The sequence below is a fragment of the Saccharicrinis sp. 156 genome, assembly GCF_050589685.1.
Taxonomy (GTDB): Bacteria; Bacteroidota; Bacteroidia; order Bacteroidales; family Marinilabiliaceae; genus Saccharicrinis.
The window spans coordinates 87,575-104,755 of sequence record NZ_JBNGOS010000016.1 but is presented as its reverse complement, the minus strand read 5'-3'; the positions used below and the strand labels follow the sequence as shown (position 1 = coordinate 104,755).

The window sequence follows — 17,181 nt, the reverse complement described above, 5'->3', positions numbered from 1 at the left end:
GCCTGCCATCAGGCAGGTATTTGTATACATCCCGCTATGCGCGGATACACGACTGATTCTTTTTATAAATGTATAACATGATTGATAAATTAAAATCTTCCTTACCCTACGTTGGTACCGTATTGTTATTTATTGTTCTGAGCTTCGCTTACTTTAGTCCCGTGCTGAAAAATAAAACCTTAATGCAAATGGACGACAGCCATGCAATTGGTATGGCCCAGGAGCTAAGGGAGTTTGAAAAGGAAACAGGAAACAAGTCGCAATGGACCAACAGTGCCTTTAGCGGCATGCCGGCGTATCAAATTAAAGGAGACGCTTCCAAAAATATATTTTCGTATATCAACAGAACTTCAAGGATGGGTATGCCATATCATACCGTAGCCATCCTATTTTTATATTTGTTGGGATTCTATATTTTCCTACTGAGTTTAAAAATGGATTGGCGTTTTAGTCTCATAGGGGCATTGGCTTTTGGTTTTGGCTCGTACAATCTCATTATTATAGTCGCCGGCCATATAACACAAGCCTACACTGTTGCATTAATGGCTCCGGTAATTGCGGGAATTATATATACGTATAATCGTAATATGTGGGTTGGAGGATTGTTTACCACCATCGCTTTGGGGGTTCAGATAGCCTATAACCATATGCAAATAACTTATTATTTGGCTATGTTGGTTATGATATTGGTTATTTCGCGACTGGCATACGCTGTTGTTCACAAAAGCTTGAATCAATTTGCTAAGGCATCCGGGGTGTTGGTTGCGGCCGCTCTTCTGGCCGTATTGCCCAATATCACAAACTTATGGACTACCTATGAATATGGCAAATACAGTATCCGCGGTAAATCAGAATTAGCCCCGGAAGATGGGAAAAAACAGCATAGCGGTTTGGATAAGGATTATGCGCATGCCTGGAGCCTGGAGCCTCAGGGTACATGGACTTTAATAGTTCCGAATGCGGTGGGAGGGGCTTCCGAAGCGATTTCCAATAATAAGTCGGCGTTGGATAACGTCGACAGTCAGTTTAAAGAAGCGGTAGGTGGTCAAAGCCAATATTGGGGTGGGCGACCGTTTACGTCCGGGCCTGTTTACGCGGGCGCTGTGGTTTGTTTTTTGTTTATGCTGGGAATGTTCTTCTACCGGGGACCCGATAAATGGTGGCTGGTAGCAGCTACTGTTTTTTCCTTCTTTTTAGCCTGGGGACGTCACTTTCCGGCATTTACCGACTTTATGTTTTATAATTTTCCGCTATACAATAAGTTCCGTACGGTGGAGATGGCTATGGTGATTGCTTCATTTACGATTCCTGCACTTGGGTTTTTAGGGTTAAGAGAGGTTTTTAATAAGCCACAACTCATTAGGGAGACCAATTGGAAATTCTTTGCCGCATTCGGATTAACGGGTGGTATCAGTTTGCTTTTTTATCTGTTTCCCCATGCCTTTTTTAGTTTTATTAGTGATGCCGAATTAAATGCTATTGTACAGCAAAAGCAACAGGCCATGCAGCAGAATGCAGCTCAGGCAGCACAGGTTTCTGCCTATTTCGATGGGATATTGGCCAACCTTAAAATTGCCCGCGTATACTTGTTAAAATCAGATGCTTTTAGATCGTTTGCCTTTATACTGATCGCTTCTGCATCAGTTTGGTTTTTTGCCACCCAAAAATTATCGGGCAAGTATCTGATTTGGGGTCTGGGCTTATTGATCCTTATTGATCATTGGGGAGTTGACAAACGTTACTTAAATAACGATCATTTTCAGAGCAAGCGAAAAGTAGGTCAGGAATTTGCGATAAGCAAGGCCGATAAAGCCATCAACAAACAGAAAAAGGATGGAGAAAGAGTCTTTTCGATATACAGAGATCCATTTAAAGAAGTGGTTACATCATACCACCACGAGTCGATAGGAGGTTATCACGGAGCCAAGCTGCGCAGGTACCAGGATTTGATTGACAGATATTTAATGAGCGATTGGAGATCGGTGATTTCGGTATTGCAAAACCAAGGTGATGAACAAGAGATCCAGGATAAGTTAGCCGATATGCATGTGTTGAATATGCTTAATGCTAAATATATTGTGTACAGCCCTAATGCTGGTCCGATTGTAAATAATAATGCAATGGGCGATGCCTGGTTTGTTAAGGAGGTATATCCGGTTCAGGCCCCTGATGGGGCTATTGATGCTTTAAATCATGTTCCTTTAAGCGAAAAAGCGGTAGTTAATATATCGGAATTCAAAGATCTGGAATCGTATCAAGTAGATTCAGTGTCGGGTTCCTTAAGCATTCAAAAATATGAGCCAAACCATATTGTTTACGACTATTCGATCAAGCAAGAACAGTTAGCGGTATTCTCGCAGATTTACTATCCCAAAGGTTGGAATGCTTATGTGGATGGAGAGAAGATTGATATCAAAAGAGCCAACTACATATTAAGAGCGGTAATGTTGCCGGAAGGTCAACATAAACTCGAATTTAAATTTGAACCTGTATCTTTTAAATTGGGGCAGCTGATTTCGTTGATAAGCTCACTGTTAATACTCGCGTTGATATTATTTGCGATATATAAATCGGTTAAAAGACAAAACTAACGACAGTGATAAAACATAAAAAAGGAGCAGATAGCTCCTTTTTTATTTGAATTCCAGACCCGTAACGGAGATGTCGTCAAACACTGAGCCTCTTTCGAGCTGTACCTGAATCAGCTCCTTGAGGGCTTCCATATTTGTTTCAATATTGTTGCTGTCCGAAATAATATCCTCAATGGGTTTCATGCCCGATTCTATCTGATCGCCATTCTCCAATTCCACCAAACCGTCAGTAAAGGCCAAAAACTTGGAATTTCGCGGAATTCGTACACTGCCAACTTCAATAGAAGGTATCTCATCGAGCATGCCTAAACCTATACACCCTTTGTCGAGGTGAATCAGATGCTTCTTTTTTGGGTCAAACAGCATGGGCGGCAAATGGCCCGCATTGATATAGGTTAATTTTCGGGTAATGGTATTGTACTTTCCCAAAAACATGGTGATGAATTTCTCGTTGTTGGCACTCATGTTCACCTTTCTGTTCAGCCCATGGGCCAGTCTTTTTAGGTTTATGCTGGGTGTATAAAGGGTACGGAAAACTGCTTGAAAGTTCGACATCAATATGGCCGCAGAAATCCCTTTCCCGGAAACATCAGCAATACAAAAGCCAAGTACGTTTTTCGAAAGCCGGATAAAGTCGTAGTAATCCCCCCCGACTTCGAACTGGGGGTGGTAAAAGGTATGGATTGTGTATTTAGTGCTAACGGGAAGGTGGTCGTCTGCGGGAACAAGTTTCGATTGGATGCGGGAAGCCAGCTCCATCTCTTTTCGCATAGCCTCTTGCTCAAGCAATTCATTCTGCATCCGTTTGTTTTCGATAAAAACGATGATCAGATTGGAGATGATCTGAATCAGTTTTAGATGCTTGATCGTGGGGCTTATACCTGTTTGTTCTTCGTCCACATCACCAATTAACACAAAGCCAATCGATTTGTATCGGTGAAATAATGGAATTACGGCATCAAACCCTTTGAGCTGTGGAGGGTGTGATATGGTAATGTTTTCTATATTCCGATATTGTGCAAGGTCCCGTTCAACATCTATATTGGCAACTTCTTCTTTGGTGACACCGGAGTTTAACAGGTTTTCCCATTTTCCATCTCCAAAAGTAAAAACCAGTATCTTGCCCACTTCAAGTTCCTCGCGCAAAAGCACTTCAAACTCCGACAGTAAGTCGTCTATGCTGTGGTCCTCATTGATCGTTTGAGCAATGTCTAACAGAATATTCAACCTGTCTTTAAAAAGCCGGAGTCTTTTTTTTTGAAGCTGCGTTACCATAGAATTTTTTAAACCTTTTGGAATGGTAAGATATTAAATTTTTTCGACCTAAAGAAAATGTATTTTCTTGAATCCCGTAAAAAGGCCCCTGTAGTTCAGGTAATATCAAAAAGCCCTGAAATGTGCCAGGCTCGATTTTGTGGTCTGATAGAATTATTTTTTAACTCGTTCAACGTACGAACGGTCACGCGTGTCCACCTTGATCCAATCTTCCGTGTTTACAAACAATGGAACCATTATTTGGGCCCCTGTATCAATGGTAGCCGGTTTTAGTGAGTTGGTAGATGAAGTGTCCCCTCTTACGCCCGGTTCGGTGTAGGTAACCTCAAACTCAATATGCATCGGAAGATCTACTAAAAGAGGTGTCTCGGTATCGGCGTGGTAAACTACTTCACAAGTCAAGCCATCTTTCAATAAGTCGTGATTTTCAATTAGCTTTTCTTCAATTGTAACTTGCTCATAGGTTTCGTTGTTCATAAAAACGTAACCCATGTCATCTTTATATAAATACTGGTATGAACGGCGCTCAACGCGTTGCTCGTTGATTTTATGTCCGGCCGAGAAAGTATTGTCAATTACTTTTCCTGTAGAAATGTTCTTCAGTTTGGTACGTACAAAAGCCGGACCTTTACCCGGTTTTACATGCTGAAACTGCACTATTGAATACAAGTCGTTCTTGAATTCAATACACATCCCGTTTCTGATATCAGCTGTAGTTGCCATAGTGTTCTTAATTAAATCTTTGTATAAACTGTTTTTGTGCTGCAAAAATAAATCAAATACTTGGAATAGCTAATAATTATGTATATTAATTAGCAAGTGGGAGATTAATTGGCATATTCATATCTAAATATTTCCATGGTATGGAGAAAAATGTATGCCGTTGTAAAACAATAGAAAGACTCCCGGCATACTTGCCATTACAATTCAGGCTTCAGTTTTGCGGGATTGGCTTATTGCTTGCCAAGTGCATTTTTTAATCCCGTATGCTCGATAAGCTCGCAGGTGAATGATCCAACTTTTAAGTTGACCTTTGCCTTAATCGGTATTTTGTTTTTATCCCGTGTCACCCATATTTTCATATCCTCTTCCGTTTCAAACATCCTGCCAACCTCAGTCACAGGGTGGAATAGATAACATTCGCTTTTCCCGAACTTAGTTCTGACCATTTGGTTACCCACATATTTTATTTTCAAAGGGAATATCTCATCGCTGAAATAAGTCGTGAATTCCAATATATCGCCCACTTTCATTTGATCGTTAAATTTGTACCTGCGGGCAAAGTAAAACGCCGATACAATATCATGAATATGGGGGGGGACCCTCACGCTGCCGGATTTCTTGCTCTGAATGGTGATGGAATCTTCCCTTAAGGTATGGTAGTCGTAAACCACCTCGTTATAGTATTCATATCTTCCTTCCCTGATATCCCGAACAGATTTTAAGGGTTGATCCGAGGTTGGGTCAATGTAACTGGCATATTTGTCCCGTACTTTAAATAAGACATCTACCATACCCGAAGTTTTGGCAAAAAGCTCCAGTTCGTGCGTGTTGATTCCGTTCCATAGTGTATCTTTAACGGTGAACGAAATGTAACCTCCTTTTATAAAGCCGTATTTAAGACTGTATTTTAATTTTTCTCCCGGCTGATAGGTATGGTTGCCATCTGCGCCTGGATTGTTTTTAGCAGAAGCAATGTGATTGCCAAGCAGCATTATGACCAGAAAGATCGTGAGTATATGTTTATGCATAGTAATCGATTTATTTGATGCTGTCAGGGTTAAATCCTAACAAAGAAGATCATCATAGTAGTGTTTAGCTGTTTGGCTTAACCAGATGATTTTCTTTCTTCAAATTATGCATTTATATTTTTAAATGCACAATACGGGTTCAACAATTACCAGACCAAATTTATAAGACCTTCTTTTTTGGGGTGGTTGCCACAAAGTCTTTTAAATAAAACGGTTCAAAATAAGCAACGTCTTCGAAATCCGAATTTTCAAACTTTTTGTGGGCAATATTTACCATGTTTGATGCCAACGGGGATTGGCCATCCAAAAACAGGGCGTTGGAATGTACTATGGTATCCTTACATTTTTCGGCTCCATCCCCTAAAAAAACCATGGGGTGTTTATCTAAGATTTCTTTGTAACTATCCTCATCAATGATTCGGGCACTAATTTTCTCTACCAACTTCATGTCTGCATTAAATAATGCCGTATATACCTCCATCCTGCGTGCATCAATCATCGGGCAAAATAAGGTGTCTTTGCTGGTTTTACCCTTCAATGCTGAATGGTTAATAACTGCCTGTGCCAGGCACTCCAACGATGTAATTGCAATCAGGGGTTTATGAAGTGCATAGCATATTCCCTTGGCAACCGAAACGCCAATCCGTAAGCCGGTATAGGAACCCGGGCCACTGCTTACCGCTACTGCATCGATATCGTTGATGCTCAAGTCCGGTAAATCGTTAAATAAATCCTGGATAAAAACGGTAAGGTGGGTGGCATGCGAGTTTGCCTCAAAGAGTTCCTTTTTAGCAACTATGGTATGGTTGTTTGATAAACATACCGAACATACTTTTGTAGATGTTTCCAGTGAAAGAATTATAGCCATAAATACTTGTGTTATAAGATTGCAAAAATAATATTTTTTGCTCTTAACTCGCATATTCCATATCTTTTTCAGAAGACGAATGCTCAGGCAGGTTAATCCTCTGTATTCCAAGTGACTACTCTGACGTTCGGGCGAAAGTGTATCGCTTGCCGAAAGATTGTCCTTTTTCGGCGACAGTCATTGCTCGCCGGAACAATGGTGGGTTAATGGTACTTTTGGGTATGAAATAAAAAAGGTCGTTCTTTCGGAACGACCCTTTTTCACTTAACCTAAACCTTAATCTATGAAAAAAAACTTACTCTTATCTTCTGGTACGGAGAAAATCGTTTGGTGTTACAGCCATTTGACTTAAAATCCTCCTTTTGAATTGTTTTTTTATGGTTAATTTTCTTCTATGTCAATAAGCAAAGGCTGTGCCGAATATTCGCCATATTTTCGATTTAACATTAATTAACGCATTGGGCTGAAATTATTTTATTTGGTTTTCAGAAGTTTTCCTTGAACAGTATCTTCATCAGAAATCACTTTATAAAATAATATTCTTTCTTTACTATCTCCTCCTGTTATTTTAAACGTATATTTAATTTCGGATTTTAACTCCCCGTTATAAACACTCTCTACTTTATTGCCACTGATATCATACACCTCAATATTAACATTCGTGTTGCTTTCTGTCACAATTGTTAATTGAGCTATGTCTTTAAATGGGTTTGGGAAAACGGATACAGTGAGTCCGGCTTTTAAGTTTTGTTGCATTTTTATATTGACCAATTGCAGCGTATAAGCATTGGCGCTTTTGTAGGCAACGGTAATTGTTTCCGGGAAATAATCGGGTATTTCATTATTATAAAAGCATGCTTCAAATGTAATTTTAAACCGATCGTATCCATTTTGGCCAAAACCGGAAATATCGTCTATTTTAAAGCCATAAATGCCGGTTTTGGGATCGGTGGAATTCATTTCCATTTTCCAGTCTCTGGAATTTTCAAGCCAGTTAACTGTAGCATTATCCAAACCTACGGATAGGTGCGAAAGCTCATGCTCGCAATGGCCATTGGTATAAACCATCATCTCAAATTGATAACAGTTATCTCCAATTGGAGTAATTTTGCTGATCTCTGAAAAGAAGCAATCGTCGGCAAAAACGATATTAGGAATTGAATCGCCTGGGTTGTTTCCTCCTGAACCATCATCTTCGTTTGTGCAATTTAGTTGAATTGTATCCGAAGCAAAACATCCTTCGGCGTTTAAAACGGAATAGGTAACAGTAACCGCTCCGATTCCTGCATGATAAACCAATTCGTTTTTCGAACTTGTTTCGATATACCAGGTGTCGTTACCAATAAACTCCCAGGTATAAGTATCCGCACCGGATGAATTGGAATATAACATGTTGTTATCCGATTCGCACTTGACCAAAGTAGGTGGTATGATAGAAGCCGAAACATTGGAAACGCTATCAATGACTGCTTCGGTTGTGGCTGAACATCCGTCGGAATCAACAGCTTCGATTTGGTAAATGCCTGGCTGAATATTGTTCCTTTCTTTTCCGGTATAACCGTCGGACCAACTAAAAACATATGGTGCTGTTCCTCCACTTGTTATCAATTGGGCATTCCCGGTTAAATTGCCTCCACAAGCTGGGTGATCAATATCTGCACTAACACTAAAATCGCTATTTACTGAATTAATGGAGATTTCCTGGCTCGCTTCGCACCCAAAGGCATCAATTACAGTATATGAAGATGTTCCTTCTGACCATAAGGTAACAGGAATAGAAACTTCAGTTTCATCTTTGTAATAAATAAAGTTTGGGGTTCCTCCTGTGGCTGAGAGATAGAGTTCAACTTCAGTACTGTCGGATGAGCAGTCCGATCTCGAAATAGAATAACTCAATTCGAGTTGTCTCCGGTCGGCCAGATTTATAGTTCGGTTTATTGTGCACCCATATGCGTCAGTTACCGTAACCTGGTACCTTCCGCTGCTAATATCGTTAAGTGACGAAGAGGTATCTCCGGTATTCCACAAATAATTATAAGGTTCGTTTCCGTAGCGTACATCGGTAATGCTAATTTTTCCGTCATCGTATCCAAAACAACTTGGGTTTGTTACCGCTGTGCTTAACGACATTTTTTTGATACCAACATATGTTGTACTGGTGGCCGTGCAACCATTGGAATCGGTAACCGTTAAGGAATAGCTGCCAGAATTAACCTGACTCAAATTTTCCGAGGTTTCGTCGTTGGACCATAAGTACGCATAAGGCTGCTGACCGCCGGCTACCTTGCTTTCAACGGTGCCTTCACCTTCCTGGAAACACTCCAGGTAGTTAGGTTTTAAACTGATTGCTATATCTGTTTCCGCACTTAACGCTATCGTTTCATATTTGCTGCAGCCCATACTATCCGTCACTTGAATTGTAAATGTTCCGTCATTTAAATTTACGAGAGAATCGCTGGATGACCCATCGTTCCAAGAGTAGATATATGGTTCTGTTCCTCCTGACACAGATAGTTTTATGGCTCCATCGTTTTGACCACATGAAGGAAATGAAATATCCTTGGTAATATTAATCGGAAATTCAGGTTGTAAAATAGTAGTTGAGAGCTCAATGGTAGCACCTGTACTATCAGTTACCGATACAAAATATTCGCCACTATGTAAGCCATCAATGCTTTGCGAAGTACTTTCCGTATTCCACAAAAAGGTAAAAGGTGCCACGCCTTCTACAATTTCAATACTTGCAAATCCATTATTGCCTTCGTAACAAGTAACATCGCCTTTGGATATGATGGCAGAAAGTTGATTTGCAATTTTTATTTCTTCATAAAAAATACAATTGCCGGCTTTGTATGCTAACTTTATTCCTTCTTTTATTTTTGTAATGCATTGGGCATCATACAAACACACGGTATAACCTATGTTAAAGGTGCCGGCATTATTATCTTCTCCAAATCCATGGATGTTATCTATTTTAAAACCGGTTATTCCTGTTGTTGGATCATTGCTTGGATTTTCTATTTCCCAATCCCCCGAGTTTGTAACATTGGAAATGCTCCCGCAAGGCACTTCGATAGTTAAATGCGACAATGCGGAACTGCAAATTGCAGATGCGTTTATTTCAAGTTCTACGGTTACGCAATTAGAATCCTCTTCGAAAGTTACTAATTCGGCAGAAAAGCAGTTTTCACATTCTTTTGTAAGGTCATTTATTGCAGCATTTGCATTGGTGAAAATGGATGCGAAAACAATTAATGTCGCGACTAATTTAGAACTCTTTTTATAGAGCCCCTTAGAGTGTAAATTGTGTTTCATTTTGTGTGTTGTGTGTGGGTGTTCGGATTTTTTACGTTAAAAAAAATCAAAAGGTTCGTTTTACCTAAAAATACATATCTATATTCAGCGTGTTTTAATTTATTAACTGATGTTTTCGGCTAACATATTTTGTTATTTTTGTGCATCGATTTTTTATTGAGCAAGAATTTATAAATGAACGAAAAAGATTTGCCAACGAAAGAGAAACAACTTCTGTTGGATAAAAGATATTTGAGAATGGCTCATGTGTGGGCCGAGAATTCGTATTGCAACAGAAGGCAGGTTGGTGCATTACTGGTAAAGGGAAAGATGATTATTAGCGACGGTTACAATGGCACACCATCCGGATTTGAGAATAACTGTGAGGACGGGAACAATATTACCAAACCCTATGTTTTACATGCGGAGGCCAATGCTATTACTAAAGTGGCACGTTCCAATAATAGTTCAGAGGGTGCTACGTTATATGTAACTTGTTCTCCTTGTATCGAATGTGCCAAACTCATCATTCAGGCAGGAATTGTAAGGGTAGTTTACAATCAGAGATATCGGGTGGAAGACGGAATAATCTTGTTAAACCGGGCTAATATTGAAACCATGCATATCGAGATGTAAGGTATACTGGAAAAGAAAATTGAAAATTTATGAGTTACAATAATTCTAAAAGACAAATATTTCAGCCTGTTTTGCTGGCTTTGATTTTAATAGCCGGTATTTTTATTGGCTATGTAATTTTGCCGGGGAAAATGGGCAAAAAGAATCCGTTGGTCATTTATCCCCAGACCAATAAAATGGAGGCAATTCTAAATCTGATTGAAGAGGAATATGTGGATACCGTCAACACCGACAAGCTGCAAGAGGAAATGATACCGGAGTTGTTGAAGAAATTGGATCCTCATACAGTTTATATTCCAGCCAAGGATCTGAAAAATGTGAACGAAGAGCTTTCGAGCGGCTTTGGAGGTATTGGCGTACAGTTTAATATCCATAAAGACACGGTTATGGTGGTTGCCGTAGTGTCGGGTGGCCCTTCCGAAAAAGTGGGTATCTTGCCCGGAGACAGAATAGTAACGGTAAACGATTCATTGATAGCGGGCAACGGGATTAATAACTCAGTGGTGTTAAACCTTCTTCGTGGCGAAATGGGCACCCAAGTAAAGGTAGGTATTATCCGTAGAAACCTGAAAAAACCGATTCGGTTCGACATTACACGGGGTAAGATTCCGATGTACAGTGTGGATGTTTCGTACATGGTAACGGATGAGATAGGTTATATTAAGGTAAGCAGGTTTGCAGCTAATACGTACAGTGAATTCTTAACGGCGCTTGCCAAGCTGAAGGCCAACAGCTGTAAAAAAGTCATTATCGATTTCCGCGGAAATTCAGGGGGGTACCTCGAAGTAGCAAACAACCTTTGTAATGAGTTCTTGGCGAGAGGGGATATGATCGTTTATACCGAAGGTAAATCAAACCCCAGATATGAGTTCCGCGCTAACGGGAAAGGTACCTGTCAGGAAATAGAGGTTGCCGTCCTGGTGGATGAGTTTTCTGCTTCGGCCAGCGAGATATTTGCAGGAGCCATCCAGGACAATGACAGGGGTATCGTTGTAGGGCGCAGAACTTTTGGGAAAGGTTTGGTTCAAAGCCAAATTCCCTTGCCGGATGGATCAGCTTTGCGCTTGACTATTTCGAGATATTATACCCCTGCAGGAAGGTGTATCCAGAAACCTTACGAAAATGGAAACGAAGAGTATTACAAAGATATTCTAGCCCGTTTTGAACATGGAGAATTTTTTAACCAGGACAGCATCAATGTTAATGATTCATTAGCATATAAAACAAAAAAAGGCCGTACCGTATATGGAGGGGGTGGGATAATGCCCGACTACTTTGTGCCACGTGACACTACAAAACTGACCGAATATTTTTACAAGGTTAGAGAGAATGGTTTGATCTATCGCTTTGCACTGGAATATACCGATATTAATCGTTCTAAAATAGACCAGTTTACTAAGGTTGAAGAGGTGAAAGCTTACTTGGATAAGCAACCTATTATCAATGAATTCAAGTCCTTCGCATCAAAAGAAGGGGTGAAAATGAACCGAAAACAATTTAAAGTTTCGGAACATTTGATCGATACGGAAATTAAAGCATATATCGCCAGAAACATTATAGATAATGATGGGTTCTATCCGATTTTAGGCGAGATTGATGAGGTTCTCCAAAATGCGGTCTCAAGGCTGGAATAAACTAAATTTTAAAATCATATTTAGCAGAAAGTCTATTGAAAAATAGGCTTTCTTTGGTTATAGCTATATATTCGAATCAAGGCTGTATGCTTGCATAAACATACAGCTCTTGATTCGCATTATATATAAAATTGTATCTGCCGTAAGATTCAAGTTAATTGAGATGACAATTTGGCACTGCTTTCAATTGGCACAATAACTGTAACCTGGTTATGCGCACAGGACATCATGTCGATGGAAAATATTATCTTTACAGAAAGAATTAAGTTATGGGATTACTGAGGACGATAGTAATATTGGTCGTTTTTTATTATTTGTTTCGTTTTATTGGAAGGGTAATTATGCCTTTTTTGTTAGCAAAGGGTGTAAACAAGATGAATAACCAATATCAAAAACAGCAGAATTTTAAAGAACAAAAAAAACGTGAAGAGGGAAAAGTAACCATCCAGAAAAACCAGAAGAATAATAAGATTGCCGATCCTGATTTGGGTGAGTATACTGACTTTGAAGAAGTAAAATAGTTGTTACTTTCTAATTTAAATGATTTTGCATGGCTCTACTTCATAACTATGGCACAACTCATTAAGTACAACTCAAACTTCAATCCGGATATTAGACTTCCAAAGTCATGTACTAAACATACAGGGAAGAGTTTATGTACGGTTTATCGTGAATAAAGATGGAAAGGTTGAAAATATTTCAATAGGCAGAGGTGTTGACCCTCATTTGGATAGTATAGCTAGGTGGGTTGTTCCGGGAAAGCCAGGTTGGATTACAGGAGAAAGCCAGGGAAAGAAAGTAAATGCTTCATAAGCTGTTCCCATTCACCTTGCTTGGCAATTAAGTCTTTCATTTTTCAAACAAATTAGTTCAATTGTTGTTGGTTGTTATCGGTTAAATGATTATATTTTGCTTTGATTTGCTAACAACCCACAAGTATGGACTTTCCTTTATTTCACCTCGACTTCATGGGTAATCGCATGTTGGTTGCTGTGATTGCCATTATTCATGTTCTGATTAACCACGCCATCGCAGTTGGTTTTATCCCTCTGGTTACTCTGATGGAGTATTTGGGTTACAAATCAGAAACAACAGATCCCGATAAAAGTGCCTATTGGGATAAATTCTCCTATAAACTTCTGTTTGTGTCGTTTGTAATAACCACTACGGTTGGCGCACTCACAGGTGTTGGCATTTGGTTTGCGGCAGCTTTGGTTAACCCCGCATCCATTGCCAGTTTAATCCGTGTTTTCTACATGGCCTGGTTTACTGAATGGATCGTGTTTGTGACCGAGGTTGGCATGATCATGCTGTACTTCCTTACCTGGAAGCGCGCAAGCAAAAGCCGGAAGGCCAAAAAGCAACATATTATTTTTGGTGCATCCTTAGCCATATTTTCGTGGTTAACCATGGCCATAATCGTTGCCATACTTGGCTTTATGATGGATCCGGGCAATTGGAACACCGAAAATACGTTCTGGTCTGGAGTGCTTAATCCACTGTACATGCCCCAACTGGTCTTCCGTACTGGATTAGCCATGATGATGGGAGGTGTGTTCGCCTTATTTCTATCTTCATTTTTTATAAAAAAGAATGATCCCATAAAAATTCCTGCCACCAGAACCATGAGTCTTTGGACACTTTTCTGGACACCCATTGCATTACTAGGCGCCTTTATTTATTATATTAAGATACCCACATTTATGGTCGGTAACCTTCCTGTTGCCCTGGGAACTCAGGAATACCAAGACTGGTACGGATCGCTCAAATATATAATCGTTGGCGGAGTAGGGTTGGCAGTAGTGGTAAGCCTGCTGTTACTTTGGAAACCCAGCAAGTTCCCCAAAGGTTGGCTCTGGGTGCCTCTGGTTATGTTGTTTGCGTTTTTGGGAACCTTTGAAAGACTGCGCGAATTTATTCGTAAGCCTTATGTAATAGCTGATTACATGTATGCCAATGGTTTGTTAAAACAAGACTATCCGCTATATAAACGCGACGGTGTATTAGCGCACTCATCTTTTACAAGTACACCAAAAGTGACAGAACGTAACACGTTAGAGGCCGGTCAGAATGTATTTCTCATAGCTTGTACCAGATGTCACACTACCCATGGCATAAACTCCATCGTTACTAACTTCGAAAAAATGTACGGCACCGACAAACCTCTGGATGTAGTTGCCATGAAAGCATACATCGAGGGCATGCACAATGTAAAAACATATATGCCTCCATTCCCCGGGAATACGGCCGAACTGGATGCGCTGGCGGCTTATATTAAGTCACAGCAGGAGTATCCAAGTAAGTTGGAGGGTGCTCAGATAAAAGGTACAGCTACCAATCCCTATAATTTAAGCCCGATGAATAAATAGTTTCCAACTTGCCTTTGCTTTTAAACTTGTTCTAACCTAATAAAAAATAGTTTCGCATATGTTTGCTCAATTACAACTTGTACCTAAGGATATTCCACTCCCATTACCGTTACCCGAAGGTGTATTGATTACCTTATTGGTTTTTTCGTTTCTTCTGCATATTTTATTTGTGAATTTAATGGTAGGCGGTTCCGTTCTTACACTTTGGTTCGAGGTAAAAGGATTGAAAAATAAAAAGTATGATGCATTGGCTTATCAGATTGCACAGACCATCACCGTCAATAAGAGTTTGGCTGTGGTGTTAGGTGTGGCGCCTTTACTTTCCATCAACGTGCTATATACCATTTACTTTTATTCGGCCAATGCGCTAACCGGTAAGTATTGGATTATGCTTGTTCCGCTGGTGGCTTTTGTGTTTTTGTTGTTATACGCACATAAATATAGCTGGAAAATATTGGCTAACAATAAACCTTTGCACATTTCAATATTGGTTTTAGCGGTGGCTTGTTTTCTTTTTATCCCATTTGTATTTTTGGCCAATATAAACCTGATGCTTTTTCCGGAAAAGTGGAGTGAAGTTAAGGGATTCTTCTCCTCCTTGGCATTGCCAAATGTGTTGCCACGATACTTTCATTTTCTGATGGCCTCAATGGCAATTACCGGCTTGTTTTTGTTTTATTATTTCAGCCGCAAGGGCTTTGAATTTAAAGAGAGTCTTGGAGAATTTACCAAATATGATTTGCAAAAAAAATTTTACTCATTGGCCTTTGGTGCAACTACTTCGCAATTTTTATTTGGATCGTTAGTGTTCTTAACCCTGCCATCTAAAGGAGTCGATTGGAACCTGTTTTGGGTGATTTTACTGGGCGTCTGTTTTGGGATAGCCGCCATGATACTGATGTGGTTTGAGATTACCGGGCCGCAGGAAAAAATAGGACGACATTTTGTTAGGGTAGTATCCTTGATAACCATTACTGTTGTTTTTATGGGTACCGGACGCCATATTTACAGAGCAAATGCTTTGGAGCCACATCAAAGACTAATGGCCCAACGTTCGGCCCAACATGCTGAAATGGTACAGCAGGCAACCTGGGAGGCACAACAGGGTATGAGTGCCCAAGCTGATTTGCCTCCGGGCGAAGCTTTGTTTAAACAATATTGCACCGTTTGCCATAAAATTACCGAACGCCTCGTTGGGCCGCCGGTAATCGAAATGATTGAGGTATATGCCAATGATTTTTCAGGATTTAAAAAGTGGGTGCGCACTCCGGGCCGCAAACGAATGGATTATCCTGCCATGACAGGTTTCCCGCAAATGACTGACCAGGAACTATCGGATTTGGGTGATTATATTTTTGAGCAATAGCATGACTTGGATTTTAAGCTGCCATAATTGCTTATGTAAGCTTTGGGTGAAATGGATAAAATATGACAATACATAAAAATATTATTGTTTGTTTGGCTATTTTTGGTTTGCAGATATGCTACAGTCAATCCCCACTTCAATCTGGGCCTATGCTTGGGTATACCGATATGAAAGAGACTGCCATCTGGATTCAAACCAGGCAGGAGGCTGAGGTTTCTATCCGGTATTGGATCAAAGGAAACAAGGGAGAATTCTATACTACATCGAAAGTTCAAACATTGCAAAATACTGCCTGCACGGCAACATTAATTGCCAATAAAGTTGAACCCGGAAACGTGTATCAATATCAAGTGGTTGTAGATGGTACGGAGGTTGATATAAAATATCCAACTGAATTCCGGACGCAACCCATTTGGAAATGGAGAACAGAACCGCCAAATTTCACCTTTGCGACGGGGAGTTGTGCCTATGTCAACGAAGAAAGCCACGACAGGCCGGGAGCTCCATATGGCGAAGGCTATGAAATATTCGAAGCCATTTATAAATCAAAGCCTGACCTAATGGTTTGGTTGGGAGATAACACCTACCTGCGCGAACCCGACTGGCACACGTGGACAGGTATTCTTCATCGATGGACACATACACGCTCCCTTCCCGAACTTCAACCGATGCTGGCATCAGTTCATCATTATGCCATATGGGACGATCACGATTACGGCCCCGATAATAGCGACCGTGGGTGGTGGAACAAGAATAAGACTTTTGAAGCATTCAAATTGTTTTGGGCCAATCCTTCATACGGTGTAGGCGATACTAAAGGAGTATTCACCCATTTTCAATGGAATGATGTTGACTTTTTTCTTTTGGATAATCGATTTTATCGTTCTCCAAATAATTTAATTGCGGACAACAAGTCCATCTTAGGAGAAGAACAAAAGCAGTGGTTAAAAGATGCGTTGGTTTACAGCGAGGCCAACTTTAAAGTAGTGGCCATTGGAGGACAATTCTTAAACACGGCTGCTAAATTCGAGACGTATGCAAATTATGGCTTTGGTAAAGAACGTCAGGAAATAATAGATTTTATTGATAAACAAAAAATAAAAAACGTGGTATTTGTTACCGGCGATAGACACCATAGTGAATTAAGTGTGTTTAAAGAAGATAACAAGCCGAGAATAATAGATGTTACGGTATCACCTTTTACATCTGGGTTAGGAAAAGCCAAAGATGAAGGGAACACACTTCGTGTAGAAGGAACCTATGTTGAAGTGCGCAATTATGCGCTAATCAGCTTTTCCGGAACAAGCAAAAAACGCATGATGAATATCCAAATTCGCGATCAAAAAGGAAAAATGATTTGGGAAAAGAAGTTTGAGAAGGAATAGTAATTCAAAAAC

Annotated in this window: 13 protein-coding genes; 8 read left to right on the top strand and 5 right to left on the bottom strand. The window is 40.1% G+C overall.

Annotation, left to right across the window (positions count from 1 at the left end; genetic code table 11):
• Window positions 1–77 precede the first annotated feature (77 nt).
• Window positions 78–2,591, top strand: a complete 2,514-nt coding sequence (locus ACRD64_RS11935; RefSeq protein WP_430933589.1) for a YfhO family protein — start codon at window positions 78–80, stop codon at window positions 2,589–2,591.
• A 42-nt stretch (window positions 2,592–2,633) separates the two neighbouring features.
• On the opposite strand, the gene ACRD64_RS11930 is transcribed toward ACRD64_RS11935, so the two are convergent.
• The 5 genes from ACRD64_RS11930 to ACRD64_RS11910 form a co-directional block, all read right to left on the bottom strand.
• Window positions 2,634–3,866, bottom strand: coding sequence for a PP2C family protein-serine/threonine phosphatase (locus ACRD64_RS11930; RefSeq protein ID WP_430933588.1), 1,233 nt, complete (start codon window positions 3,864–3,866; stop codon window positions 2,634–2,636).
• Between the two features lie 153 nt (window positions 3,867–4,019).
• Window positions 4,020–4,589, bottom strand: coding sequence for an elongation factor P (gene efp, locus ACRD64_RS11925; RefSeq protein WP_430933587.1), 570 nt, complete (start codon window positions 4,587–4,589; stop codon window positions 4,020–4,022).
• A 230-nt stretch (window positions 4,590–4,819) separates the two neighbouring features.
• On the bottom strand, window positions 4,820–5,617 hold the full coding sequence (locus ACRD64_RS11920; protein ID WP_430933586.1) for a DUF3108 domain-containing protein: 798 nt from the start codon (window positions 5,615–5,617) through the stop codon (window positions 4,820–4,822).
• A gap of 160 nt (window positions 5,618–5,777) precedes the next feature.
• Window positions 5,778–6,485: a tRNA (adenosine(37)-N6)-threonylcarbamoyltransferase complex dimerization subunit type 1 TsaB gene (gene tsaB / locus ACRD64_RS11915; RefSeq protein WP_430933585.1), complete on the bottom strand. Its 708-nt coding sequence runs from the start codon at window positions 6,483–6,485 to the stop codon at window positions 5,778–5,780.
• A 474-nt stretch (window positions 6,486–6,959) separates the two neighbouring features.
• Complete coding sequence (locus ACRD64_RS11910; protein WP_430933584.1) at window positions 6,960–9,800, bottom strand: hypothetical protein; 2,841 nt, start codon at window positions 9,798–9,800, stop codon at window positions 6,960–6,962.
• 174 nt (window positions 9,801–9,974) lie between these two features.
• Here ACRD64_RS11910 and ACRD64_RS11905 point away from each other — a divergent pair, with 174 nt between their 5' ends.
• From ACRD64_RS11905 to ACRD64_RS11875, 7 genes are all read left to right on the top strand, one after another.
• On the top strand, window positions 9,975–10,415 hold the full coding sequence (locus ACRD64_RS11905; RefSeq protein WP_430933583.1) for a dCMP deaminase family protein: 441 nt from the start codon (window positions 9,975–9,977) through the stop codon (window positions 10,413–10,415).
• 29 nt (window positions 10,416–10,444) lie between these two features.
• Window positions 10,445–12,049 carry a S41 family peptidase gene (locus ACRD64_RS11900; RefSeq protein WP_430933582.1) on the top strand — a complete coding sequence of 535 codons (1,605 nt, stop codon included), beginning with the start codon at window positions 10,445–10,447 and terminating at the stop codon, window positions 12,047–12,049.
• Window positions 12,050–12,423: 374 nt separating this feature from the next.
• Window positions 12,424–12,570: a hypothetical protein gene (locus ACRD64_RS11895; protein ID WP_430933580.1), complete on the top strand. Its 147-nt coding sequence runs from the start codon at window positions 12,424–12,426 to the stop codon at window positions 12,568–12,570.
• Between the two features lie 82 nt (window positions 12,571–12,652).
• Entirely contained in the window at window positions 12,653–12,862 is a 210-nt protein-coding gene (locus ACRD64_RS11890) for an energy transducer TonB (protein WP_430933618.1), read from the top strand.
• A 125-nt stretch (window positions 12,863–12,987) separates the two neighbouring features.
• Window positions 12,988–14,418, top strand: a complete 1,431-nt coding sequence (locus ACRD64_RS11885; protein WP_430933579.1) for a c-type cytochrome — start codon at window positions 12,988–12,990, stop codon at window positions 14,416–14,418.
• A gap of 58 nt (window positions 14,419–14,476) precedes the next feature.
• A complete protein-coding gene (locus tag ACRD64_RS11880) occupies window positions 14,477–15,784 on the top strand; it encodes a c-type cytochrome (protein WP_430933578.1) in 1,308 nt (435 codons plus the stop codon).
• Between the two features lie 62 nt (window positions 15,785–15,846).
• On the top strand, window positions 15,847–17,169 hold the full coding sequence (locus ACRD64_RS11875) for an alkaline phosphatase D family protein (RefSeq protein ID WP_430933577.1): 1,323 nt from the start codon (window positions 15,847–15,849) through the stop codon (window positions 17,167–17,169).
• Window positions 17,170–17,181: the final 12 nt, after the last annotated feature.

Excerpts from the sequence above, each read along its gene's own strand:
- ACRD64_RS11895 (WP_430933580.1), top strand. The coding sequence starts at position 12,424 with ATGAATAACCAATATCAAAAACAGCAGAATTTTAAAGAACAAAAAAAA.
- efp (WP_430933587.1), bottom strand. The coding sequence starts at position 4,589 with ATGGCAACTACAGCTGATATCAGAAACGGGATGTGTATTGAATTCAAG.
- ACRD64_RS11905 (WP_430933583.1), top strand. The coding sequence starts at position 9,975 with ATGAACGAAAAAGATTTGCCAACGAAAGAGAAACAACTTCTGTTGGAT.
- ACRD64_RS11900 (WP_430933582.1), top strand. The coding sequence starts at position 10,445 with ATGAGTTACAATAATTCTAAAAGACAAATATTTCAGCCTGTTTTGCTG.
- ACRD64_RS11880 (WP_430933578.1), top strand. The coding sequence starts at position 14,477 with ATGTTTGCTCAATTACAACTTGTACCTAAGGATATTCCACTCCCATTA.
- ACRD64_RS11920 (WP_430933586.1), bottom strand. The coding sequence starts at position 5,617 with ATGCATAAACATATACTCACGATCTTTCTGGTCATAATGCTGCTTGGC.
- ACRD64_RS11910 (WP_430933584.1), bottom strand. The coding sequence starts at position 9,800 with ATGAAACACAATTTACACTCTAAGGGGCTCTATAAAAAGAGTTCTAAA.
- ACRD64_RS11885 (WP_430933579.1), top strand. The coding sequence starts at position 12,988 with ATGGACTTTCCTTTATTTCACCTCGACTTCATGGGTAATCGCATGTTG.
- ACRD64_RS11875 (WP_430933577.1), top strand. The coding sequence starts at position 15,847 with ATGACAATACATAAAAATATTATTGTTTGTTTGGCTATTTTTGGTTTG.
- tsaB (WP_430933585.1), bottom strand. The coding sequence starts at position 6,485 with ATGGCTATAATTCTTTCACTGGAAACATCTACAAAAGTATGTTCGGTA.
- ACRD64_RS11930 (WP_430933588.1), bottom strand. The coding sequence starts at position 3,866 with ATGGTAACGCAGCTTCAAAAAAAAAGACTCCGGCTTTTTAAAGACAGG.
- ACRD64_RS11935 (WP_430933589.1), top strand. The coding sequence starts at position 78 with ATGATTGATAAATTAAAATCTTCCTTACCCTACGTTGGTACCGTATTG.